Source organism: Pseudomonas sp. PB101 (genome assembly GCF_009764265.1).
GTDB lineage: Bacteria > Pseudomonadota > Gammaproteobacteria > Pseudomonadales > Pseudomonadaceae > Aquipseudomonas.
On sequence record NZ_RWIR01000051.1, the window covers coordinates 139,921 to 164,142 of the forward strand.

Annotated in this window: 22 protein-coding genes; 12 read left to right on the forward strand and 10 right to left on the reverse strand. The window is 60.1% G+C overall.

The window, feature by feature from the left end; translation table 11 throughout:
• Positions 1 to 56: 56 nt before the first annotated feature.
• Positions 57 to 1,157 (reverse strand): glycine-betaine demethylase subunit GbcB, encoded by a 1,101-nt coding sequence (gene gbcB / locus EI969_RS14885; protein ID WP_160388469.1) that lies wholly within the window; start codon positions 1,155 to 1,157, stop codon positions 57 to 59.
• A gap of 282 nt (positions 1,158 to 1,439) precedes the next feature.
• Here gbcB and gbcA point away from each other — a divergent pair, with 282 nt between their 5' ends.
• Positions 1,440 to 2,735, forward strand: coding sequence for a glycine-betaine demethylase subunit GbcA (gbcA, locus tag EI969_RS14890; RefSeq protein ID WP_110662073.1), 1,296 nt, complete (start codon positions 1,440 to 1,442; stop codon positions 2,733 to 2,735).
• A gap of 128 nt (positions 2,736 to 2,863) precedes the next feature.
• The gene (locus EI969_RS14895; protein WP_160388470.1) at positions 2,864 to 3,193 is read left to right on the forward strand and encodes a hypothetical protein; all 330 of its coding nucleotides are present in this window, start codon (positions 2,864 to 2,866) and stop codon (positions 3,191 to 3,193) included.
• A gap of 300 nt (positions 3,194 to 3,493) precedes the next feature.
• Here EI969_RS14895 and EI969_RS14900 read toward each other — a convergent pair whose 3' ends face one another.
• The 8 genes from EI969_RS14900 to EI969_RS14935 all read right to left on the reverse strand — a co-directional run bounded on the left by EI969_RS14900 (position 3,494) and on the right by EI969_RS14935 (position 13,194).
• Entirely contained in the window at positions 3,494 to 4,714 is a 1,221-nt protein-coding gene (locus tag EI969_RS14900) for a retropepsin-like aspartic protease (RefSeq protein WP_160388471.1), read from the reverse strand.
• A gap of 169 nt (positions 4,715 to 4,883) precedes the next feature.
• The gene (locus tag EI969_RS14905; protein ID WP_160388472.1) at positions 4,884 to 5,120 is read right to left on the reverse strand and encodes a hypothetical protein; all 237 of its coding nucleotides are present in this window, start codon (positions 5,118 to 5,120) and stop codon (positions 4,884 to 4,886) included.
• Between the two features lie 159 nt (positions 5,121 to 5,279).
• Entirely contained in the window at positions 5,280 to 6,050 is a 771-nt protein-coding gene (locus tag EI969_RS14910; protein ID WP_150719116.1) for an electron transfer flavoprotein subunit beta, read from the reverse strand.
• A 15-nt stretch (positions 6,051 to 6,065) separates the two neighbouring features.
• The gene (locus EI969_RS14915; RefSeq protein WP_160388473.1) at positions 6,066 to 7,286 is read right to left on the reverse strand and encodes an electron transfer flavoprotein subunit alpha/FixB family protein; all 1,221 of its coding nucleotides are present in this window, start codon (positions 7,284 to 7,286) and stop codon (positions 6,066 to 6,068) included.
• Entirely contained in the window at positions 7,286 to 9,235 is a 1,950-nt protein-coding gene (dgcB, locus tag EI969_RS14920; protein WP_160388474.1) for a dimethylglycine demethylation protein DgcB, read from the reverse strand. The genes EI969_RS14915 and dgcB overlap by 1 nt, the downstream gene beginning before the upstream one ends.
• A gap of 161 nt (positions 9,236 to 9,396) precedes the next feature.
• The gene (gene dgcA / locus EI969_RS14925; RefSeq protein WP_150705234.1) at positions 9,397 to 11,457 is read right to left on the reverse strand and encodes a dimethylglycine demethylation protein DgcA; all 2,061 of its coding nucleotides are present in this window, start codon (positions 11,455 to 11,457) and stop codon (positions 9,397 to 9,399) included.
• Positions 11,458 to 11,472: 15 nt separating this feature from the next.
• A complete protein-coding gene (locus tag EI969_RS14930) occupies positions 11,473 to 12,003 on the reverse strand; it encodes a DUF5943 domain-containing protein (RefSeq protein WP_007975505.1) in 531 nt (176 codons plus the stop codon).
• A 213-nt stretch (positions 12,004 to 12,216) separates the two neighbouring features.
• Positions 12,217 to 13,194: a dipeptidase gene (locus EI969_RS14935; RefSeq protein ID WP_160388475.1), complete on the reverse strand. Its 978-nt coding sequence runs from the start codon at positions 13,192 to 13,194 to the stop codon at positions 12,217 to 12,219.
• Positions 13,195 to 13,418: 224 nt separating this feature from the next.
• Here EI969_RS14935 and EI969_RS14940 point away from each other — a divergent pair, with 224 nt between their 5' ends.
• From EI969_RS14940 to EI969_RS14960, 5 genes are all read left to right on the forward strand, one after another.
• Complete coding sequence (locus EI969_RS14940) at positions 13,419 to 13,820, forward strand: lysozyme inhibitor LprI family protein (RefSeq protein WP_160388476.1); 402 nt, start codon at positions 13,419 to 13,421, stop codon at positions 13,818 to 13,820.
• 212 nt (positions 13,821 to 14,032) lie between these two features.
• Positions 14,033 to 14,287, forward strand: coding sequence for a type II toxin-antitoxin system RelE/ParE family toxin (locus EI969_RS14945; protein WP_150717626.1), 255 nt, complete (start codon positions 14,033 to 14,035; stop codon positions 14,285 to 14,287).
• On the forward strand, positions 14,271 to 14,594 hold the full coding sequence (locus tag EI969_RS14950) for a helix-turn-helix domain-containing protein (protein ID WP_007975501.1): 324 nt from the start codon (positions 14,271 to 14,273) through the stop codon (positions 14,592 to 14,594). Before EI969_RS14945 ends, EI969_RS14950 begins: the two co-directional genes overlap by 17 nt.
• A gap of 32 nt (positions 14,595 to 14,626) precedes the next feature.
• On the forward strand, positions 14,627 to 15,043 hold the full coding sequence (locus EI969_RS14955; protein WP_160388477.1) for a DUF3010 family protein: 417 nt from the start codon (positions 14,627 to 14,629) through the stop codon (positions 15,041 to 15,043).
• Between the two features lie 160 nt (positions 15,044 to 15,203).
• Positions 15,204 to 17,948: an RHS repeat domain-containing protein gene (locus tag EI969_RS14960; protein WP_160388478.1), complete on the forward strand. Its 2,745-nt coding sequence runs from the start codon at positions 15,204 to 15,206 to the stop codon at positions 17,946 to 17,948.
• Here the strand turns inward: EI969_RS14960 and EI969_RS14965 are convergent.
• On the reverse strand, positions 17,945 to 18,940 hold the full coding sequence (locus tag EI969_RS14965) for a GlxA family transcriptional regulator (protein WP_160388479.1): 996 nt from the start codon (positions 18,938 to 18,940) through the stop codon (positions 17,945 to 17,947). The genes EI969_RS14960 and EI969_RS14965 overlap by 4 nt on opposite strands.
• A 209-nt stretch (positions 18,941 to 19,149) precedes the next feature.
• Between EI969_RS14965 and EI969_RS14970 the strand changes: the two genes are divergently transcribed.
• The 5 genes from EI969_RS14970 (at position 19,150) to EI969_RS14990 (ending at position 23,967) form a co-directional block, all read left to right on the forward strand.
• Positions 19,150 to 20,094: a choline ABC transporter substrate-binding protein gene (locus tag EI969_RS14970; protein ID WP_160388480.1), complete on the forward strand. Its 945-nt coding sequence runs from the start codon at positions 19,150 to 19,152 to the stop codon at positions 20,092 to 20,094.
• 96 nt (positions 20,095 to 20,190) lie between these two features.
• Positions 20,191 to 21,078: a 3-keto-5-aminohexanoate cleavage protein gene (locus tag EI969_RS14975; protein ID WP_160388481.1), complete on the forward strand. Its 888-nt coding sequence runs from the start codon at positions 20,191 to 20,193 to the stop codon at positions 21,076 to 21,078.
• 138 nt (positions 21,079 to 21,216) lie between these two features.
• On the forward strand, positions 21,217 to 22,182 hold the full coding sequence (locus EI969_RS14980; RefSeq protein WP_008019487.1) for an L-carnitine dehydrogenase: 966 nt from the start codon (positions 21,217 to 21,219) through the stop codon (positions 22,180 to 22,182).
• A gap of 131 nt (positions 22,183 to 22,313) precedes the next feature.
• Entirely contained in the window at positions 22,314 to 22,790 is a 477-nt protein-coding gene (locus tag EI969_RS14985; protein ID WP_160388482.1) for a thioesterase family protein, read from the forward strand.
• Positions 22,791 to 22,803: 13 nt separating this feature from the next.
• Positions 22,804 to 23,967, forward strand: coding sequence for a gamma-butyrobetaine dioxygenase (locus EI969_RS14990; protein ID WP_160388483.1), 1,164 nt, complete (start codon positions 22,804 to 22,806; stop codon positions 23,965 to 23,967).
• The last annotated feature ends 255 nt before the right edge of the window (positions 23,968 to 24,222 follow it).

Sequence of the window (24,222 nt, forward strand, 5' to 3'; positions counted from 1 at the left end):
GCGGCGTTCTCAGGTCCATCGCGAGCAGGCTCGCTCCTACAGTAGATCGGTGTTGATCAGAACTCGATCCGCACATCCCCCTTCGGCACGCTGCAGCACGACAGGATGAACCCTTCGGCTTCGTCTTCCTCGGTGATCCCGCCGTTGTGTTCCATCTCCACTTCGCCACCCAGCTTCAGCACCTTGCAGGTGCCGCAGATGCCCATGCCGCACGCTTTCGGAATCATCAGGCCGACCTTGGCCGCCGCTGCATGCACGGTCTCGCCCGGGGCCACGCGGATGCTCTTGCCGGAGGTAATGAACTCCACCTGATGCAAGTCTGCGGCGTCGACTTCCGGTGCCTCGGCCGCCTGTTCGGCGTGCTCCACTGCGTCCGCGCGCGCCTCTGGCGGGGTCGCACCGAAGGATTCTTCGTGATAACGCGACATGTCGAAGCCAGCGGCTTCCAGCAAGCGCTTGACCGCATTCATATAGGGTGTCGGCCCGCAGCAGAACACTTCGCGCTCAAGGAAGTCCGGCGCCATCAACTCAAGCATCCTGTGGTTCAGATAACCGCGATAACCGGCCCAGGGCTCACCCATGCCGTGCTTCTCGCAGATCAGGTGCAGGCTGAAGTTGTCGATCCGCGACGCCATGTGTTCCAGCTCGCGGTGGTAAATGATGTCCTTGGGCGAACGGGCGCTGTGGATAAACACCATGTCGACATTGCCGTTGGTGTCGTAGAACCAGCGCGCCATGGACATGACCGGTGTGATACCCACGCCGCCGCTCAGGTAGAGTACCTTCGGCGCGGTGAAGTCCATGGCATTGAACAGCCCGACCGGGCCGTGCACCGCCAGTTCCTGGCCTTCATGCAGGGTGTCGTGCAGCCAGTTGGACACCTTGCCGCCCGGCACGCGCTTGATGGTCACCGAAAAGCTGTACGGCACCGATGGCGAGCTGGAAATGGTGTACGACCGCATGATCGGCTGGCCTTCGATTTCCAGCTCCAGGGTGACGAATTGCCCCGGCTTGAAGAAGAACAGGATCGGCTGGTCGGCCATGAAGCAAAAGGTGCGCACATCCCAGGTTTCCTGGATGACTTTGACGCAACGGACGATGTGACGACCATTGGCCCAGGTCTGGGTGGTTACCGGGTTCAGGAAGCTGTTGGACATGCTGATCTCCACGGCCGACTGTCGGCCTTCATGTTGGCGATTCTGCGTATAGCGCGAACCACCCGTTTACCTATCTGCGACATTGACATGCTTATCGCGACCAGCCCGCAACGACCGGGGCTTGCGCGTCGGGAACAGATTGCACCATGTCGCCCATGGATAAGGTTCTGGCCAGCGCCGGCCCCACACTCGCTTCAACAGATAACCGCTGTTTTTTGTCTTGCGTCGCACAACCGTAGCCACATTTCGCCGGCCACACAGAATGGCCTTGAGGATTAAACGATGGACGTCACTACTACCCTGAGCCTGGGCGATCCGCTGGAACCCGCACGCAAGGCCACTGCGCAGATGCTGCAAGAGCGCGAGCGCACCTACTCGCTGCCGCAGCCGTTTTACTCTGACGAGCGCCTGTTTGATATCGACATGCAGGAAATCTTCCAGAAAGAGTGGCTGATCGCCGGCATGACCTGCGAAATCCCCACCAAGGGCAACTACCTGACCCTGCAGGTCGGCAAGAACCCGATCATCGTGATCCGTGGCGCCGAAGGCGTGGTGCACGCGTTCCATAACGTCTGCCGCCACCGTGGCTCGCGCCTGTGCACCAGCGAAAAAGGCAAGGTCGCCAAACTGGTTTGCCACTACCACCAGTGGACTTACGAGCTCGACGGTCGCCTGCTGTTCGCCGGCACCGAGATGGGCGCCGACTTCGACATGAAGCAGTACGGCCTCAAGCCGGTGAACGTGAAGACCGCCGGCGGCTACATCTTCATCAGCCTGTCGGAAAATCCACCAGCCATCGATGACTTCCTGTCGACGCTGAACCATTACATGGAACCGTACGACATGGAGAACACCAAGGTGGCGATCACCACCACCTTGATGGAAAAAGCCAACTGGAAGCTGGTGCTGGAAAACAACCGCGAGTGCTACCACTGCAACGCGTCGCACCCGGAACTGCTGAAAACCCTGCTGGAGTGGGACGACGTCACCGACCCGCGCGCCGACCAGGCGTTCAAGGACCACGTGGCTGCCTCCGCCGCTGCCTGGGAAGCCGAGAAGATCCCTTACGCCCACGCCAGCTTCGGCCTGCGCAACCGCATCGTGCGCATGCCGCTGCTCAAGGGCACCGTGTCGATGACCCTGGACGGCAAACAAGGCTGCGCCAAGCTCATGGGTCGCATCAAGAACCCGGACCTGGGCTCGATGCGCATCCTCCACCTGCCGCACTCCTGGAACCACTGCATGGGCGACCACATCATCGTGTTCACCGTGTGGCCGATCAGCGCCCAGGAAACCATGGTCACCACCAAGTGGATCGTGCACAAGGACGCGGTCGAAGGCGTGGACTACGACGTGGAGCGCATGCGCCAGGTCTGGGACGCCACCAACGACCAGGACCGTCGCCTGGCCGAAGAGAACCAGCGCGGCATCAACTCCACCGCCTACCAGCCTGGTCCGTACTCCAAGACCTATGAGTTCGGCGTGGTGAACTTCGTGGACTGGTACAGCGAGCGTCTGCTGAGCAACCTGGGGGCCGAGCCTGCGCCGTACCTCAAGGGTGTTCCGGTCCAAGGCTAAATCCCTGTAGGAGCGAGCCCGCTCGCGATGAACCTGAGAACACCGCTGGGTGTCAGGCTGCCAACGTTATCGTTGACGTCCATCGCGAGCAGGCTCGCTCCTACAACCAGCATAGAACTGTACGAAATATGATCTATCTCGTTCAGAGCTATGCCCGCCGCACCTCCCAGCCTTCCGCAAACAAGTTATCCACACCTCCACCCACAGCTATTGGGGACAACTGTGGAAAAGCTGCAAAATTTCTTCATTTAAATCAAAGAAAAATCGTGACTTATCCAGAAGCATGCTTCCATGGACGAGCTGATCATTTTTTAACCAACAACCTGAAAGCCAATGTCTACGTGGCTCGCAGAGGATGGCAAACACCTTATCCACAGAAGCGCCAACAGACTTTGGGGTTAACTTCGAAGGCCCTGTGGAAAACCTCCGAAACCCGTACAAAACCGGCGCTGGCGTGAAGGCTGACGGTGCAAAGCCGTCTTTTGATCACTTTATGATCAGAAGTCTACAGGCCACGGTTTACAAGGCCTACAGCCGACAGCAAACATCTTATCCACAGAAGCGCCAACAGAGATTGGGGGCAACTCTGCACCCCCAACAGCACTTATCCCCTTGAAAAAGCTTGGAAAAACCACGAACAAGGCTGGTTGTTTTTTGAGCGACGGCTTGCAGGGCTTGATTTGTATGGGGTACAGCGAGGGGCGAACATGTTATCCACAGAACCACCAACAGGGATTGTGGGTAAACACCGGCGTTGTTCAGATTTTATTGAGGCATGAGCGACCTGAATCCAGGTCCAGGCTCAATTCAAAGTCTTTGAAGGCGCGCCATCCGAGCAATATCGACGGGACGTATTGCCCGTCGATCAGCGACGGCGGGATGGTAAAGCCCGGGTAGTATTTGTAGGTGACCGCCATGGTATTGCCTTGCAGGGCCAAAACGCCGTCGAAGCGTTGAAAGCGCTTGTGGCCGTTGGTGGCAACGCTCGAGCTTCCCGGTGTCAGCGCCTGCACATCGCTGAGTTGCCTGCCAGGTGACGAGGCCGTCAGGTAGTCGACATTTCCGGTATCGATGATGGCCTGCGTTTCCCGGCGATCCAATTGTGCGGCCACCACCAGCCGTTGATTGAGATCCAGACGGCTAACGACAACCGACGCATCACAGCGTGTGGCCGGCGGCGGATTCAGCTCCAGTGTTCTGCCGGTGATCTTCAGGCGCCCCAGCTTGCTGATCAGGTCCAACCCCAACAGATTGTCCCGGTCGCTGACAAAGACCAGGACGTTCCTGAACTCGCGGGTGCCGACTTTCAGCGACCTGATAACTCCCAGCCTCGCGGCCAGGTCCTTTTCGCCATAAAACGTGCTGTAGCGATAAAAAGCATCGGGCAACCACTTGATGCCCATCTGTTTCGCCGTGTCGATGTTGACCCGGGTTTGCGGCGCGCCCGTGTCCAGCACAAAACGCGCCGTGACACCCTTGGCCGAGCCGACATCGATGAATGGCAGCACTTGTTCAGCTGTGGAAAAGTCGTTGGCATACGGATGCAGTTGCAGCACCTCATGCTGCGTCGAACCGTTGACCGTGAAATCGCCGGTCGTCGCCAGCAGAGCCAGTGATTTGCTGCCAAACGTGGAGAACAGAGGCTGCAGATCGGCGCTGGCGGCAATCGCCCGGGCATGCTTGGCCTTGATCGCAAGATAGTATTCGGGGAGTTGGTTGGCGGCCTTGGCTTCGAGCATTCTGGCCAGGACCGTCACCGAACAGCTGAGGTGTCTGTCGGCATCCAGGACCTTGTCGCACTGTTGCCGCAGCTGCGCGAGGGACGCGTTGCGCCCCTGCTCGGAGTCCATCCAGCGATAGAAATCCTGGTCAGCCACGGGGGGCTTTGCCTGGGCAGCAGCCATCAAGCCTGTGGATACCCACAGGGCCGATGCAAAGAGCGCCAGAAGAGCGAAAGTCTTCATATTCAGGCCAGTCATAAAAACCGGTTTCATGAGTCAGCGCTGAATGTCTGAAAGCTCCCGAAAGCGTGCCGCACCCTTGATCAGCGCATAGGAAACTTTAGCTCACCGCCCTCGTCGGCGTGGGATGAGAGCAAGGGTTCCTGGCGTTGTGGATAACCGTCACCGGGCGATCGCTCGAACAAGCTCAAGGCCTGTGCATAAGATAGGCTTTACCGGTGACGCGGATCATGGGATGAGGGGTGACCTGGCAGGTCTTGATGATCCCGAAACCGTGCCGCTCGTAAAAACGCCGGGCGCCAGTGTTGGCGGCGTAGTCGATCAGGCTCCAGATTTGGTCTGAAGCGCCCTCGGATGAAATCTGGAACAACCGCGCAATCTCACGCGCATCCGCGCGCACTGCCGAACGAAATTCAACTGCCATTGTTTCCCCGTGAATTTTGGTAACCGACGATCAAAACTGTAGGAGCGAGCCTGCTCGCGAAAAACCTGAGGCCCCCAAAGTCATTCAGGCATCCCGCGTCTTCGTTGACGACTATTGCGAGCAGGCTCGCTCCTACAGGGGATTTGTGCTGAAGCTGAGTTAGCGGACGACGCCTTCTTCAATCAGCAACTTGAGAATGGCTTCAGCCCCAGCTTGCGCCGTGACGCCTTTGAGCACCTGCCCGCCTCCACCACTGGCCTTGGCCGTCGCGGCTTTCATACGGTCGGCGCCGCTCTTGGCCTTGATCACCTTCAGGCGCTTGGGCCGTGGCTTGGCCGGTTGCAGGCTGGCGACCGCGAGTAATTCGTCGTCGATGATTTCAATGTCCTGCGCCTGCAGCACACCGCGCCGGGCCGGGCCATACGCACTCTGGCGCGGCTTGGGCGCTGCGTTATCCACAGTCGCCAGAAACGGCAGGCGCACTTTCAGCCGGCGACGTTGACCGCGCGGCAAGGCTTGCAGCACCAGCGCCGAACCGCCATCGATCGACTCGACCTGTGCCAGCCCCACCACCAGCGGCCAGCCCAGGCTTTCGGCCAGCAGGAAGGGCAACATGCCCGAACCTTCACCGGTTTCCGCCTGGCTGCCGGTCAACACCACCTGAGCCCCGGCATCGCGCAGATACTCGGTCAGCGCCGGGAGCGCATCGGCACCTTGCGGTTGCTCCAGCACATGCAGTTGTTCAAGCCCCATGCCCAGGTAGGCGCGCAGTGCAGGCTCGGCGATGTCGCCGGCGTGCAGCACTTGCAGGTTATCCCCAGCCAGTTGCAGGCCCAGTTCCACCGCCCGCGCATCCTGTTCCGCACGACGCGGCCGCCCGGAGGTCGGGTGGGCGCCGATGGACACCAGGCTGATGATTTTCGTGCTCATAACCCTTTCCTTCCCTTAAGCCGCATCGCGCTTGGCGTCGTTGCGGTAAGCCTCTACCGCCTCGATCAAGGCTTGAAGAATCTCCGCGCTCTCGCCGATCACCGAGAGGTCCGCACGCTTGATCATGTCGCAGCCAGGGTCGAGGTTGATCGCCACCACCTTGTCGCAGGCACCGATGCCTTGCAGGTGCTGGATCGCCCCGGAAATCCCCACCGCCACATAGACCCGCGCAGTGACCCAGGTGCCGGACGCGCCGACCTGACGGTCGCGGGCCATGAAGCCGTCGTCCACCGCCACCCGTGATGCACCTTCGGTCGCGCCGAGGGCTTCGGCGGTCCTGTGGAAAAGTCCCCAGTCCTTGACCCCGTTGCCGCCGGAGAAAATGAACTCGGCTTCGGCCATGGGGATTGCCGCCGGATCGACCGCCACCGCCCCCAGGTCCTCGATGCGCGACAGGCTGCGCGCCACAGTTGTGGATAACTCCACCGGCAACGCTTCATGACGGGTTTCACTGACCGGTTCGGCGCACTCGGCCGCCGCCAGAATCAAGCGCGCAACCGGACGCGCGAGGTCTTGCAGACCGGCACCGGCGCGGCCGATGCACTCCTGATCCTTGACCTGCCAGACCCGCGTCGCCGGGCGTTCGCCCAGCGCTGCGGCAAAGCGTCGGCCAAGCTCGCCACCGCCGCTGCGGCTGTCCGGCAGCAACCAGTGACGCGGGCTGAACTGGTTATCCACAGCCCGCAGGCCCTGGACCCGTTGTTCCGGTGCATACCCGCTGAACTCTTCACCTTCGAGCACCAACAGACGATCAACGCCCGCCGTGGCAAACGCGCTTTCCTTGTGTTCGCCGAACACCACCGCCAGTACCGCGCCGTCGCTGCCGGCCAGTTGACGGGCCAGGCCAAGCAGGTCGCGGTCATGGCTGCTCAGACGGCCACCGACCATGTCGGGTACCACGCAGATGTAGTGCGCCGGGGCAGGCACTTGATGCAGCGGCAATTGCACTTCAACAGCGGCGGTACGCTTGGTCGCCCCGCCCTGCTGCGCGCCACTGCGGTCGATTCGCTTGATCCCGTTGGGGCCGATAAAGCCAATGCCATGGGGATTCTTGCGGATGACACCGTTGGGCCCCATCCAGCTGTGTTGCGCCGGCTGCATGGCCGCATGCAGCGGGTGCAGACGGTTGCGGGCGATCCATTCGGCCCGCGGGTCGCGGCGGATAATGTCGCTCATCAGTGCACCTCCGCAGGTTCACGTTGGGCCGGAGCCGCCGGTTTGCTTGGCGCTGCGTCTTCGAGCAATGCGTCGGCCACCAGTTCAGCGATGTCCTTGATCAGCGGCCGAGGTTCGACCACACCTTCGAGCATCGCAGTGCATTGCGGGCAACCCACGGCCACCAGTTCGGCGCCCGTCTCGCGGATGTCTTCCATGCGCATGTCGGGAATCCGTTGCTTGCCGGGAATGTCAGTGATCGGCGCGCCGCCACCGCCGCCGCAGCAGCGCGAGCGGAAACCGGAACGTTGCATCTCTTTGACTTCGATCCCGAGGGCGCGCAGCACCTGGCGCGGCGCCTCATACTCGCCGTTGTAGCGACCGAGGTAGCACGGGTCGTGATAGGTCACGCTGTCGCCTTTGTGCTGACCGAGATTGAGCGCCCCAGCGTCGATGATTTCCGCCATGTAGGTGCTGTGGTGCTGCACCAGGTAGTTGCCATCGAAGGCGCCGTATTCGTTTTTCAGCACGTGGAAGCTGTGTGGGTCGCAGGTGACGATGCGGTTGAAGCTGTACTTGGCCAGGGTCTGGATGTTGCGTTTGGCCAACAGCTGGAAGGTCGCTTCGTCGCCCAGGCGCCGGGCCACGTCACCGCTGTCACGCTCTTCGAGGCCGAGCACGGCGAAGTCGATTTTCGCCGCCTTGAGCACTTTGACGAAGGCGCGCAGGGTGCGCTGGTTGCGCATGTCGAAGGCACCGTCGCCCACCCAGAACAGTACGTCGGTGGATTTCTTTTCGCTGAGCAGGTTGAGGTTCAGGTCTGCCGCCCAGTTCATCCGCCCGCCCGGCGCAAAGCCGCCCGGATTGTCGGTGGCGATCAGGTTTTCCAGGACTTCGGCACCCTTGTTCGGGGTGGCGCCTTTTTCCAGGGTCAGGTGGCGACGCATGTCGACGATGGCGTCGACGTGCTCGATCATCATCGGGCATTCCTCGACGCAGGCGCGACAAGTCGTGCACGACCACAGGGTCTCGGCGTCCACCAGGCCGTTGACGATCGGCTGATGCGGATTGCCGCCGTGCTCGCCAACCGGTTTACCCGGATACGGGCTGCCGGCGAATTTCGCATCGGTGCCACCGGCCAGGCCGACGACCATGTCCTGAATCAGTTTTTTCGGGTTCAGCGGCTGGCCGGCGGCGAACGCCGGGCACGCTGCTTCGCATTTGCCGCACTGCACGCAGGCGTCGAAACCGAGCAACTGGTTCCAGGTGAAATCCTTGGGTTTTTCCACGCCCAGTGGTGCGCTCGGGTCGTTCAGGTCCAGAGGTTTGAGGCCCGTGGAACGACCACCGCCGAAGCGTTCGGCGCGACGGTGCCAGGCCAGGTGCAAGGCACCGGCGAAGGCGTGCTTCATCGGCCCGCCCCAGGTCATGCCGAAGAACAGTTCCGACACGCCCCACAACACGCCAACCCCGAGAATCGCCGCCAACAGCCAGCCACCGAAGTTTTCCGGGAGGATCCCGGCCACCGGCAGGGTCAACAGGAAGAACGAGGCCGAGAACGCCAGCAAGCTTTTCGGCAGGCGCATCCACGGGCCTTTCGACAGGCGTGAAGGCGGGTTGTGTCGACGCAGATAAACGAAGACCGCGCCAACGAACATCACTGCCGACATCAGCAGCAACGCATAGCCGAGGAAGCGGTTATGCAGGCCGAAACCATGCACCAGAATCGCCAGCACGATGGACGCTACCGCACCGCCAGCCGTGGCGACGTGGGTATTGGCAATGTATTTGTCCCGCGCCACTACGTGGTGCAAATCGACCATGTAACGCTTGGGCATGGCGAACAGGCCGCCGATCAGGTCGACTTTCGAAGCCCGGCCCCGGCGCCACATGGCCACCCGCCGCAACGCGCCCAGGACACCAAGGCCCAGGGCGGCGAACAACAGGATTGGAAGAAGGGTGTTCAACATAGGTGTTGCTCCCAAGACCTCGGGTCTTGCAGGTCGAGATGCCTTACTCGGTTCCTGTGGGAGCGGGCTTGCCCGCGATTGCATTCTGTCAGTCACATTTGAATTGACTGACCCACCGCTATCGCGGGCAAGCCCGCTCCCACAGGGTCATGTGCAAGCCTTTAGAAATCCTTGCACAACCGCAGTGCGTCATAGATCGCCGCATGCACGTTCCGCTGGGCCACGCAGTCGCCGATGCGGAACAGCAGGTAGCCGTCGCCGCTCTGCTCCAGGCAAGGCTGCGGCTTGATCGCGAACAAGGCTTCGACGTCGATCTGGCCCTTGTTGCGCGAGCCTTCCTTCATCGCGTAGTAGATCTCCTCGTCCGGACGCACGCCGTTCTCGATCACCACCTGGTCCACCACCCGCTCCTCTTTGGCGCCGGTGTATTCGTTCTCCAGCACCGCCACCAGCTTGTCGCCTTCGCGGTAGACCTTCTCCAGCATCATGTCGCCGGTCATGATCACTTCTTTCGGGTACATGCTGCGGTAGTAAGTCGGGAACGACGTACCACCGATGGCCACGCCCGGCTTGATGTCGTCGGTGACGATCTCGACCTGGCTGCCCTTGTCCGCAATGAAGTCGGCGGTCGACATGCCGGTGAATTCGCAAATGGTGTCGTAGACCAGCACGTTCTTGCCCGGCGCCACCTTGCCGTCGAGCACATCCCAGCTGCTGACCACCAGGCCTTCAGCCGCGCCCCAGTGTTCGTTCTGTTCGATGAACGGATGACCGCCGACGGCCAGCACTACCACGTCCGGACGCAGGTCCATGATGGTCGGCGCATCCGCCGCCGTGCCCAGGCGCAGGTCGACTTTCAACCGAGCCAGTTCCAGCTGATACCAGCGGGTGATACCGGCGATCTGGTCCCGTTGCGGTGCTTTCGAGGCCGTGGTGATTTGCCCGCCGATGAATTCCTTCTTCTCGAACAGGGTCACGTCGTGGCCACGTTCGGCGGCGACGCGAGCGGCTTCCATCCCGGCAGGACCGGCGCCGACCACCACAACCTTGCGTTTCACGCCGGTGGTCTTTTCGATGATGTGCGGCACACCCATGTACTCACGGGACGTCGCGGCGTTCTGGATGCACAGCACATCCAGGCCCTGATACTGACGGTCGATGCAGTAGTTGGCACCGACGCACTGCTTGATCTGGTCGATCTGGCCCATCTTGATCTTGGCGATCAGGTGCGGGTCGGCGATGTGCGCGCGGGTCATGCCGACCATGTCGACGTAACCGCCTTCCAGAATGCGCGTGGCCTGGTTCGGATCCTTGATGTTCTGCGCGTGCAGCACCGGAACCTTGACCACTTCCTTGATGCCGGCAGCCAGATGCAGGAACGGCTCCGGTGGATAACTCATGTTCGGAATCACGTTGGCCAGGGTGTTGTGGGTGTCGCAACCCGAGCCGACGACGCCGAGGAAATCGAGCATGCCGGTGTCGTCGTAGTACTTGGCGATCTGCTTCATGTCTTCATGGGACAGACCGTCCGGGTGGAACTCGTCACCGCAGATGCGCATGCCCACGCAAAAGTCGTCACCGACCTCGGCGCGCACGGCTTTCAACACTTCCAGGCCGAATTTCATGCGGCCTTCGAAGGTGCCGCCCCATTCGTCGGTACGCTTGTTGACCCGCGGGCTCCAGAACTGGTCGATCATGTGCTGGTGCACCGCCGACAATTCGACACCGTCCAGGCCACCGGCCTTGGCGCGGCGTGCCGCTTGCGCGTAGTTGCCGATCACCCGCCAGATCTCTTCCGGCTCGATGGTCTTGCAGGTGGCACGGTGCACCGGCTCACGCACGCCCGATGGCGACATCAGGGTCGGCCAGTTGAAACCGTCCCAACGCGAGCGACGGCCCATGTGGGTAATCTGGATCATGATCTTGGCGCCGTGCTTGTGCATGGCGTCGGCCAGATTCTGGAAGTGCGGAATGATGCGGTCGGTCGACAGGTTGACCGAACTCCACCACTCCTGCGGGCTGTCGATGGCGACCACCGACGAACCGCCGCAAATCGCCAGGCCGATCCCGCCCTTGGCTTTCTCTTCGTAATACTTGACGTACCGGTCGGTGGTCATGCCGCCGTCGGTGGCATAGACCTCGGCGTGCGCGGTGCTGAGCACGCGGTTGCGGATGGTCAGTTTGCCGATCTGGATCGGCTGGAACATTGCTTCGAAAGCCATGGCGGGTTCCTCGACTTACAACGGCTTGACGATGAACAAGCCGTCTTCGTGGCCCTCTTCGGAGCCACCGTAGACTTGCTCGGCCACGGTGCGGATCTTGCTGCCGCGAGCGGCGAGGATCTGGTCCATCGCCCCGGCAAACCAACCGGTGAACATGTAGTCGACCTTGCGCCCGACCTTGCCGTACACGTAGACGAACGCCGAGTGTTCGAGCTTGACGCTGGCGGTGCCTTTGTCGAGGTCGATGTCCTGGATCTTGAACAGGCCCCAGCCGCGCTGCGACAGGCGCTTCATGTAGTGCTCGAACACCGCGACGCCTTCCAGGCCGTGGCATTCGGCTTCTTTTTCACACCAGTGCCAGGCGGACTTGTAGCCAGCCTTGTAGAGGATCTCGGCATAGGCTTCGGCGCCCAGCACTTCCTCGATGCCCATGTGATTGTTGACGAAGAAATGGCGCGGTACATACAGCATCGGCAGGGCGTCGGAGGTCCAGACACCGGTTTCGCTGTCGACTTCGATAGGCAATTGCGGGGCGATCTTGGCCATGGAAACTTAACTCCAGAAAATTCGTGGTCAGTGCTTAGCAAAGCTTTTGCTTTGCTCTTATAAACAAGCGGTGTGAATGACTTTGGAGCCGTAGCGAGCACGTCGAGAGCAAGGAAGGACCGGAGCGACAAGCGAGACAGTACGGGACGTACGGCGAGCTTGGCGCGAGGACCTGACGCAGCTATCGGCGAGCGGAGTAGGCTCCAGAGTTATTCACTCGCCCCAGACGTCTTTCAGGACGGCCACCCAGTTCTCGCCCATGATCTTGCGCACCACGCGCTCGGAATGGCCGCGCTTGAGCAGGGTTTCGGTCAGGTTCGGGAACTCGCCGACGGTGCGGATGCCCAGCGGGTTGATGATCTTGCCGAAGCTGGTCAGGCGGCGGGCGTAGCCCTTGTCGTGGGTCAGGTACTCGAAGAAGTCCTGGCCATGGCCCTGGGTGAAGTCGGTGCCGATGCCGATGGCGTCTTCGCCCACCAGGTTCATGGTGTATTCGATCGCTTCGGCGTAGTCGTCGATGGTCGAATCGATGCCCTTGGCCAGGAACGGCGCGAACATGGTCACACCGACGAAACCGCCGTGGTCGGCGATGAACTTCAGTTCTTCATCGGACTTGTTGCGCGGGTGTTCCTTGAGCCCCGACGGCAGGCAGTGGGAGTAGCAGACCGGTTTCTTCGATTCGAGGATGACTTCTTCGGAAGTCTTGGAACCGACGTGGGACAGGTCGCACATGACGCCGACGCGGTTCATCTCGGCGACGATTTCGCGACCGAAGCCCGACAGGCCGCCGTCGCGCTCGTAGCAACCGGTGCCCACCAGGTTCTGGGTGTTGTAGCACATCTGCACGATGCCGACGCCGAGCTGCTTGAAGACTTCGACGTAGCCGATCTGGTCTTCAAAGGCGTGGGCATTCTGGAAGCCGAAAAGGATGCCGGTCTTGCCCTGCTCCTTGGCCTTGCGGATGTCGGCGGTGGTACGCACCGGAATCACCAGGTCGCTGTTCTCGCGGATCAGCTTCTGGCTCGCGGCGATGTTGTTGACGGTGGCCTGGAAGCCCTCCCACACAGACACGGTGCAGTTGGCCGCGGTCAGACCGCCCTTGCGCATGTCTTCGAACAGTTCACGGTTCCACTTGGCAATAATCAGCCCGTCGATAACGATGCTGTCGGCGTGCAATTCGGCTGGGCTCATCAGGCTGTCCCCTTATTAGCGATTCATGCGCCGAATCGTCTGCCGGCGCTTTGGGGCCAGCATATGCCTGAGGGCCGGGATGACCGGGTGCAAAAACGACAGGGGGTTTGCCGAAAGCGTCAATCCGCGACAAAGGGTCGTCGCCAGGCACAATCGCCGACCTGTTCAAGGCCCTCGGCTTGGGCCAGAATTCCCCGCATCACTGGAATAGAGCGGCGACCCGAATGAAATCCATCCTTCTGGCTTTGGCACTGATTGCGACCGGCGTACACGCTGCAGAGGAGGCCGACGACAACCCGTGCGACAAAGTCGAAAACGACGTCCAGACCCTCGAATGCTCGGTCTTCAGCAAAACCAGCGCCGAAGACCTGCTCAAGGAAAACCTCCAGGGCCTGAACGACCGCATGCAGTCGCAATACGGCAAGAACCCGTCGCAACTGGCCGACATCACCGCCAAGCTCAAGGCCGCCCAACAGCAGTGGCTCAAGACCCGCGACGCCGACTGCGCCGTCGAAGCCTTCCCGGCCACCAGTGGCAGCAAGGCGTTCACCATTGCGCAGAATGATTGCGTGGCGCGGATGAGTGATGAACGGTCGGAGTTTTTGGAGTCGATTGGGCAGGAGTAATCCTGAATATTCCGATGAAAGCTGGAACTGCATCCAGCTTTCAACAGCACTTTCCCTTCTTCCTACAACACGTTCTGACCTCACCTACACGTATTGCCTGGAAGCCCCAATCTGTGGGCTTTTCACGCAACATGCTGACAACTGTTGTTGATTGTTCACCTGAAAAATATAAGCAAAGATTCGCAAATCTTATAAAAGACTTATATTCTTCCATGAATAGCATCCACTGGACTCGAAAGGCCGTTAAGCAACTCCTGAAATTGCATTGCGTTCATCAGGGCCAGGTGCGTGATGCCATCACGGCGCTTTCGGGCATGCCCGATGTGGGCAATGTCAAAGCCCTGGTCGGTCATGGCTATGCTTATCGGCTGCGTGTCGGTAATTACCGGGTCATGTTTGATTGGGATGGCGCGATCAAAGTGGTCAGTATTCAAGAGGTCAAAAAACGCGATGAACGCACCTACTGACATTCAAATCATCAACGACGCCGAAGGCAATCCAGCCTTCGTGGTCATTCCCTATGCACAATATGTGGCACAGAAAATCGAGCCCGACTTGATCCCCCATGAGGTGGTAAGCCGTATCGTCGATGGCGCTACCCCTATCCGTGCCTGGCGCGAACACCTGAACCTTACTCAGGATGAAGTGGCCAAACGCATGGGTATATCCCAGCCGGCATTTGCCCAACAGGAAACAGTCGCCAAGCCTCGCAAGGCCACCCGCGAAAAGATCGCCGCGGCGTTTGGCATCACCGCCACTCAACTCGAGCTGTAAGCTGCATGCCTTCAGCCATTAAAGGATCCAACATGAAAGTCTGCGGCATCGAAATCAAAGGCAGCGAAGCGATCATCGCCGTGGCCACGCTGGACGGTCAGGCGTTGAGCCATTTCACGCTCGCCACCAAGAAAATCGCCCTGGACGATGACGACGAAGCCGCCAACGTCAAAGTGTTTGCCGCTCAGGTCGCTTCGTTCGTCCGTGAGAACTCCATCGACCGCATCGCGATCAAGAAACGCAGCAAGAAGGGCGAGTTCGCGGGCGGGCCGACCACGTTCAAGATCGAAGGGGTTTTCCAGTTGCTGGAGAATTGCGAGGTGACGCTGTTGTCGCCGCAGACCATCAACGCCCAGGCCAAGAAACATAATTTCGAGCTGCCGGGGACGCTGAACAAGTATCAGCATGAGGCATTCAAGGCAGCGTGCTCGGCCTTGATGAAGAAGTAAGCAAATTCAAAAAGATTCAACCGGCGCCAGATCCACACTGGCGCCCTCTTGCACTGTAGCCAGCCCCCCTTAAACAGACATAAACCTGTCATTTGTGAGAGTTAACAGGCTAAAAGCCGAGCGCATACATTGGACCTTTCCATTAGCGCTCAATGATCACATGGCCGACTTCCAGCAGACCAACATTCACGATGCCACCCCAACCCTGATGGCACAGGACCCGCGCGGCCAGTCGATTCGTAGCGTGGCCTATTACCGTGCCCACTTGGAACAAACGCCTGAACCGCGAATCAATCGCCAGATTTACAACCCGAACGGGCACTTGAGCGCTGGGTGGGACCCACGTCTATGGGCAATGCAAGGCCAGCCTAATCTGACCATGGTGTACGCCCTCTCCGGCGAGCCATTACTGAGCAGCAGTGTTGATGCCGGCTGGAAAGCAAGACTGCCGGGAGCCAGGGGCGAGCTTCGATTGGAGTGGGATGGTCGACAACATCAACGTCAGATCGAATACGACAACCTGTTACGCCCGATTGCCATCTCAGAGCAAGCTGTCAATGCGGCCTCTGTCGCGACCGAGCGAATGGTTTATGCCGATGGCCGCGCCGAGTACAGTTCACATAATCAGTGTGGACGCCTGATTCGCCACGATGACACGGCAGGCTGCCTGCATCTTGATGAATACAACCTTTCGGGCACCCGGTTAAGCGAATCCCGGCAGTTCATGAACGAGCTGTCAGTTGCCAATTGGCCAGAGCGCCTGACCGACCGCGACAGCAAACTCGAAGCCGAAAGTGAAACCTCCCACTGGCGCTTCAACGCCCTGGGTAGCCTGGTGACCCAGACCGACGCACGGGGAAACCAAAGACTATCGGGCTACGACGTCGCGGGCCAGCTCACACAACTAACTCTTAAACGTGAGCATCTGCCGGACAAAACGCTACTGCGTAACAGGTGCTACAGCGTCAGTGGTCAGATAGAGCACGAAACGGCCGGTAATGGGGTTACGACAACTCGCCGTTATGACACCCAAAGCGATCACCTGGTGCAACTCACCTCGAGTCGCTGCGACCATATTCTCCAGAACCTTGCCTACACCTACGATCCTGTTGGCAATATCACCCGGATCCGGGACTCGGCCACCGCTATACGTTACTTCAGGAACCAGCGTACTGACCCCGCCAACCACTATCGATATGACTCACTTTCTCAATTGATCGAGGCAAGCGGTCGAGAGTCCGTAACCGCTGGCCTGGGCCCGGTGTTGCGTGCGTCGCAATCGACCGTGACAAGTACCTACAAACAGACATTTTCATATGATCGCGCTGGGAATCTGCACACCCTCGTCCATGAAGGGCTTCGAGGCTACACCCGCAAGATGGTGACTGAGCTTTCAAGTAACCGAAGCCTGCCTGAACCGCAGACAGGCGAGCCGGACTTCATCAACAGCTTCGACAGCAACGGCAACTTGCTGATCCTGTCCCCTGGCGCACAGGCCATGCACTGGGACAGTCGCAACCAACTCAGCGAAGTCATTCACGTCATCAGGCACGATGAACACAATGATGATGAACTTTATCGCTACGACGGCCACGGTCAGCGACTACGCAAGGTACTCCGTCACAAGACTAAATCTGCAAGATTGACCAGCGAAGTGCGTTATCTGCCAGGGCTTGAGGTCCATTACACCGGTAACGACGAAGTGCGCCACGTCATTACGGTTGATTCAGGCAACTGCAATGCGCGGGCATTGCATTGGCAAAAAACACCTCCCGATAACATTGCCAATGACCAGATCCGTTACAGCCTCGGCGATCACCTCGGTTCCTGCGCGCTGGAACTGGACGAGGATGCCGCGCTGATAAGCCAGGAGGGTTACTACGCCTTTGGCGGCACCGCCTGGTGGCTCGCTCGAAGTGACGCCGAGGCCAGTTACAAGTCCATCAGGTACTCCGGCAAGGAACGGGATGCCACCGGGCTTTATTATTACGGGCTTCGTTACTACGCTCCCTGGCTACAGCGCTGGATCAACCCGGATCCGGCGGGAGACATTGACGGGTTTAACCGCTACCGGATGGTTCAGAACAATCCACTGCGCTTCAAGGACAGCCAGGGCCTTGCGCCTGTTGAGCCCGCCAATGAGTTCGAAAGGAAAATGCTCGCCGCCGGGCAGGCGATACTTTATCGGCGTGCCAACGAGTTGCCCGAGGACCAGCGACGCGAATTCCAGAACGACTTCTCAGCCATGATCGACTTTACAAAAAATGCGATTTCAGCGCTCACCGGCCCAGATCTGACACCTTCGACGCAAGAAAAACTAAAAAATGTATTCGGCCCTAGCATGGACGAGGAACACCTGAACATCGCTGCAAACACAGCCAGAAAAAAACTCAAGAAAGTCCTGCGTGGTGCATTAAAGGACCAAGTCAAGGGTGACCGTTTTGTCTTTACCGACAATAATCCACTAAAACCTGAACAGCGGGCGCATTGGGAAAAATCAACATCTCAAGGGATTAACGCTATCTATTTGAACCTCAAAGGCCGAGAACAATCAGCACCCATTAACGCTGCGACAATTTTTCACGAACTTAGCCATGTTCATGCCAGGACAAAAGACTTCTGGTACTTGTTTTCCGACTCGTCACCTGGCGATTCAGAAGAGATGATTGATGCAAATATCAATGCGGCACTTCAGCGATCTTTAACGATTGCCACAAACGGTCCCGACTTATCAAAAATCAAACCAAAGAGCCAGAAAGTAGCAGTGAAGCTCATCGAACGGGAACAAAAGGACCCCCGGTCGCCAGTCAGTCAGGCGTGGAATGCGCAAATAGCAATCACCACGCACAATGCTGACAGTCTGACCGCTTTGGCCCTCCAGTTCCGGCCCCGACAGTTGCACTAAATAATCGGCGCTTCTGTGGGAGGAGGTTGCGGCACACCGGCAGCTTGCCGAACGCCAACACTACGCCGATCCTCCCGCGGACAGCGCTCATACTTCGCCCGGTAACTGCGGGTGAAATACGACGGCGATTCAAACCCGCAGGCAATGCTCACTTCCAGCACGCTCATGTCTGTTTGCCGCAGTAACTGCCGGGCCTTTTCCAGCCTTAGGCGCAGGTAGAAATTGCTCGGCGTGTCATTCAAATGCAGGCGAAACAGGCGCTCAAGTTGCCGTCGCGTCACTTTGATCGATTCCGCCAGTTCCAGCGTGCTCAGAGGCGGTTCGCTGTGCTGCTCCATCTCGCCAATCACATGCACCAGCTTCTTGTTGCTGATGCCATAACGCGTAGCGACCTCCATGCGTTGGTGGTCTTTGCGCGGACGGATGCGGCCGAGTACGAACTGTTCGCTGACCTGGATCGCCAGTTCCGGGCCGTGGGCCTGGGCGATCAGATCCAGCATTAAATCGATGGAGGCAGTACCGCCGGCGGAGGTGATGCGCCGACGGTCGATCTCGAACAGCTCCTGGGTGACGCTGAGCTGTGGATAGGACTCCTTGAAGGCGTCGATGGCTTCCCAGTGCAGGGTCAGGCGATGGCCGTCGAGCAGGCCCGCCTCGGCGAGGATGAAGCTGCCGGTGTCGATGGCACCGAGGGTGACGCCTTCGTTGTCCAGTCGGCGCAACCAGTGCTCCAGCGCCGGGGTGGCGAACTTCAGCGGCTCGAAGCCGGCGACCACCAGCAGCGTCGCGCCTTTTTTCAGTGGCTCAAGCGCCGCATCGGCGTTGACCGACATGCCGTTGCTGGCCAGTACCGCCCCGCCATCGGCGCTCAGCACATGCCAGCGATAGAGCTCGCCGCGAAAGCGATTGGCGACCCGCAATGGCTCGATGGCCGAGATAAATCCGATGGCCGAGAAACCCGGCATCAACAAGAAGTAGAAATCCTGGGACATGGAGCGCACTCGATGGCTGGTAGCGAGAGAGCGGGTAGCGTGAGCACGTTGATACGCCACTTGCGAGCGGCATTCAAGAGCACAGGTCGCTGCAGTGCAAGAGCTGGTCGCCGCAGTGCGCTTTCATCGGTACGTTGCTGCGTAACTTGGCATCACCGGCGCATCAGACACCGGAACTCACAATAAACGAACTGCCGAGGAAACCTGAGATGAAACGACTGATTAGCAGCTGTGTTCTTGCACTCAGCGGTACCGCTTTCCTGAGCGCCAGTGTCATGGCTGCCGAACCTGCGTCGTGCCAGAACGTGCGCATGGGTGTAGTGAACTGGACCGACGTGATCGCCACCAGCGCCATGACCCAGGTATTGCTCGACGGCCTCGGCTACAGCACCAAACAAACCAGCGCCTCCCAGCAAATCATCTTCGCCGGGATCCGCGACCAGCGTCTGGACCTGTTCCTCGGTTACTGGAACCCGCTGATGACCCAGACCATCACCCCCTTCGTCGATGCCAAACAGGTCAAGGTGCTTGACGCGCCAAGCCTGCAGGACGCCCGCGCGACTCTCGCCGTGCCGACCTACCTCGCCGACAAGGGCCTGAAAACCTTCGCCGACATCGCCAAATTCGAAAAAGAACTGGGCGGCAAGATCTACGGCATCGAGCCTGGCTCGGGCGCCAACACCCAGATCAAGGCGATGATCTCCAAGAACCAGTTCGGCCTTGGCAAGTTCCAGCTGGTCGAGTCCAGCGAAGCCGGCATGCTCGCCGCGGTGGATCGCGCCGTGCGTCGCAACGAAGCCGTGGTGTTCTTCGGCTGGGCGCCGCACCCGATGAACGTCAACGTGAAGATGACCTACCTCACCGGCAGTGAAAACGCCCTGGGGCCAGACGAAGGCAAGGCCACGGTATGGACCGTCACCTCGCCGACATACGCCCAGCAATGCCCGAACATCGGTCGCCTGCTGACCAACCTGACGTTCACCGCCGAAGACGAGAGCCGGATGATGCAGCCGCTGCTGGATCACAAGGACGCTTTCGAGTCGGCCAGACAATGGATCAAGGATCACCCGCAGGACAAAAAGCGCTGGCTTGAAGGCGTCACCACCTTCGATGGCAAACCGGCCGCTGAAAACCTGCAACTGACCAGTAAATAAACCCGATTGCATCACCGATTCGCAGCCCGCACGGGCTGCGAACGGGACCACCACGCCTGGCCAAAACCAAAAACTCGCCTGTAAGGAACCGCCCAAATGAACCACGACGTCATCATCACCTGCGCACTCACCGGTGCTGGCGACACGACCGCCAGAAGCCCACACGTGCCGGTCACCCCGAAACAGATCGCGGCTGCCGCCGTTGAAGCTGCCAAGGCCGGCGCCACCGTGGTTCACTGCCATGTGCGCGACCCGCAAACCGGTAAGTTCAGCCGTGACGTGGCGCTGTACCGCGAAGTGATGGAGCGCATCCGCGAGGCGGACGTGGACATCATCGTCAACCTCACCGCCGGCATGGGCGGCGACCTGGAAATCGGCGCCGGCGAGAACCCGATGGAATTCGGCCCGAACACCGACCTGGTCGGTCCGCTGACCCGCCTGGCCCACGTCGAAGAATTGCTGCCGGAAATCTGCACCCTCGACTGCGGCACCCTGAACTTCGGTGACGGCGACACCATTTACGTCTCCACCCCGGCGCAGCTGCGCGCTGGCGCCAAACGCATCCAAGAGCTGGGCGTGAAAGCCGAGCTGGAAATCTTCGACACCGGTCACCTGTGGTTCGCCAAGCAGATGATCAAGGAAGGCCTGCTCGACAACCCGCTGTTCCAGCTGTGCCTGGGCATCCCGTGGGGCGCGCCGGCGGACACCACCACCATGAAAGCCATGGTCGACAACCTGCCGGCCGACGCGGTCTGGGCCGGGTTCGGTATCGGTCGCATGCAGATGCCGATGGCAGCGCAAGCGGTGTTGCTCGGCGGCAACGTGCGGGTCGGGCTGGAAGACAACCTGTGGCTGGACAAGGGCGTGCTGGCGACCAACGGCCAACTGGTCGAACGCGCTGGCGAAATCCTCAGCCGCCTCGGCGCCCGCGTCCTGACCCCGGCTGAAGGCCGGGCAAAAATGGGCCTGACCAAGCGCGGTTAATCCTCCCAAAACAACCCTGTAGGAGCCGGCTTGCTGGCGATGAGGCCGGTACATCCGCCACATTTTCTGTGACAGGAATATCGCCTTCGCCAGCAAGCCGGCTCCTACAACGATCACCGAACTCTTCAGGAAGTGACCATGAGCTTTATCACCGAAATCAAAACCTTCGCAGCGTTGGGCAGCGGTGTCATCGGCAGTGGCTGGGTGTCCCGCGCCCTCGCCCATGGCCTGGATGTAGTGGCCTGGGACCCGGCGCCCGGCGCCGAAGCAGCCCTGCGCAAGCGCGTCGCCAATGCCTGGGGCGCGCTGGAGAAACAAGGCCTGGCGCCCGGCGCATCGCAGGATCGCCTGCGTTTTGTCGCGACCATCGAGGAGTGCGTGCGCGACGCCGATTTCATCCAGGAAAGCGCCCCGGAGCGCCTGGAGCTGAAGCTGGACCTGCACAGCAAAATCAGCGCAGCGGCCAAACCCAATGCCTTGATTGGCTCCAGTACCTCCGGCCTGTTGCCGAGCGAGTTCTACGAGAGTGCCACGCACCCGGAACGTTGCGTGGTCGGTCACCCGTTCAACCCGGTTTACCTGCTGCCGTTGGTGGAAGTGGTCGGTGGCAAGAACACCGCCCCTGAAGCCGTGCAAGCGGCGATGAAAGTCTACGAATCCCTCGGCATGCGCCCGCTGCACGTACGCAAGGAAGTACCGGGTTTCATCGCCGACCGTCTGCTCGAAGCGCTGTGGCGCGAAGCCCTGCACCTGGTCAACGACGGCGTGGCGACCACCGGTGAAATCGACGATGCGATCCGCTTTGGCGCGGGCTTGCGCTGGTCGTTCATGGGGACGTTCCTGACCTACACCCTGGCGGGTGGTGATGCCGGTATGCGTCACTTCATGGCACAGTTTGGTCCGGCGCTGCAATTGCCGTGGACCTACCTGCCGGCGCCGGAGTTGACCGACAAGCTGATCGACGACGTGGTCGACGGCACCAGCGATCAACTGGGCAAACACAGCATTTCGGCGCTGGAGCGCTATCGTGATGACTGCCTGCTGGCGGTGCTGGAGGCGGTGAAGACCACCAAAGAGAAGCATGGGATGGCTTTCGCCGAATAACTCACACCCCTTGTAGGAGCTGGCTTGCCAGCGATGAGGCCGATACATCCACCGCCTCTGCGGCGCTGCAAAAATCGCAATCGCCAGCAAGCCGGCTCCTACAGGTATTCATGACTTCAGGATTTGATGACATGCCCACCCTCACCACCTACCAAACCACCATCATCCCCGACTGGGTCGACTACAACGGCCACCTGCGCGACGCCTTCTACCTGCTCATTTTCAGCTACGCCACCGACGCGCTGATGGATCGCCTGGGCCTGGACAGCAACAGCCGCGAAGCCAGCGGCAACTCGCTGTTCACCCTCGAACTGCACCTGAACTACCTGCACGAAGTGAAGCTCGACGCCCAGGTCGAGGTGCACACCCAGATCATTGCCCACGACAGCAAGCGCGTGCACCTCTATCACAGCCTGCATCTGGTCGGTGATGACAAGGAGCTCGCCGGCAATGAGCAGATGCTGCTACACGTGGACCTCGCCGGGCCGCGTTCGGCGCCGTTCAGCGAACTGTCCCTGACCCGGCTGCAAACCATCGTCGCCGACCAGGCAGACCTGCCAAGCCCCGAGTACATTGGCCGAGTGATCGCACTACCGACAAAAAAATAACAAGGAGATCGCCATGAACACCGCCGCTGCTTTTGCCGACTTTCGTACCTATCCGTTAATCAGCGCGCTGACTGGCGTGCAGACTCTGGCGGACCGTGTTCTGGTGAAGTGGGCCGACGATCGCGTCAGCCCTTTCCACCATCAATGGCTGCGGGACAATTGCCCGTGCCCGCAGTGCGTCTACACCGTGACCCGCGAACAAGTGCTGGAAATCGTCGATGTGGCTCAGGATCTGATGCCTCACGCCGTACACATCGACACTGAAGGCTGCCTGTCGGTGGATTGGCTGGATGGCCACGCCAGCCGCTTCGATCCCGGTTGGCTGCGCGCCCATGCCTATGACGACGAATCCCGCGCCGAACGTCAGGCACGCAAGCCAAAAGCCAGGCTTTGGCACAGTGACTTGCCGTTGCCGGTGTTCGAGTATCAGGCGCTGATGTCGGATAACGACGCGCTGTTGCAATGGCTGCTGGCGGTACGCGATGTCGGGCTGACCCAGGTCCGCGGCGTGCCCACCGAGCCTGGCTCGCTGAAGCTGATCGCGCAGCGTATTTCCTTCATCCGCGAGAGCAATTTCGGCGTGCTGTTCAACGTGCAATCCAAGGCAGACGCCGACAGCAACGCCTACACCGCGTTCAACCTGCCGCTGCACAGCGATTTGCCGACCCGGGAATTGCAACCGGGGCTGCAATTCTTGCATTGCCTGGTCAATGACGCCGAAGGAGGCGAGAGCATTTTTGTCGACGGTTTTGCCATTGCCGACGCCTTGCGCCGGGAAGACCCCGAGTCCTTCAAAAGCCTCTGCGAAATTCCCGTGGAATTTCGCAACAAGGACCGTCACAGCGACTACCGCTGTCTCGCGCCCATCATTGCCCTGGATGCGTTGGGGCAGGTATCGGAAATTCGCATGGCGAACTTTTTGCGCGGGCCGTTCGATGCCTCGGTGGAGCAGATGCCCAGGCTGTACCAGGCCTACCGGCGCCTTATCGCGATGACCCGCGAACCCCGCTTCAGGTTGATGCAGCGGCTCAATCCCGGTGAGCTGTGGTGCTTCGACAACCGCCGCACCCTGCACGCCCGCAACGCGTTCGATCCTGCCACCGGCGCCCGTCATTTCCAGGGCTGCTATGTCGACCGGGATGAGTTGCTGTCGCGCATTCTGGTGTTGCAACGCTAAACCGCGTCATCGTTCATCGCAGGCAAGCCAGCTCCCACAGGATTACGCGAACCTTGTAGGAGCTGGCTTGCCAGCGATTGCTTTTTGCAGACAAAAAAAGCCCCGATCAAGCCGTGACAGGATCGAGGCAGAGGGTACTGTTGAGGAGCTGCCATGCGAGGGTGACCAAACCTTCGTGAAGCGAGCTGAGTCCAGTGTGCGCCCTCCTCTGGCCGGCAAGATGCCCGAAAACGACCTGTTCATAGCCAATGCTGC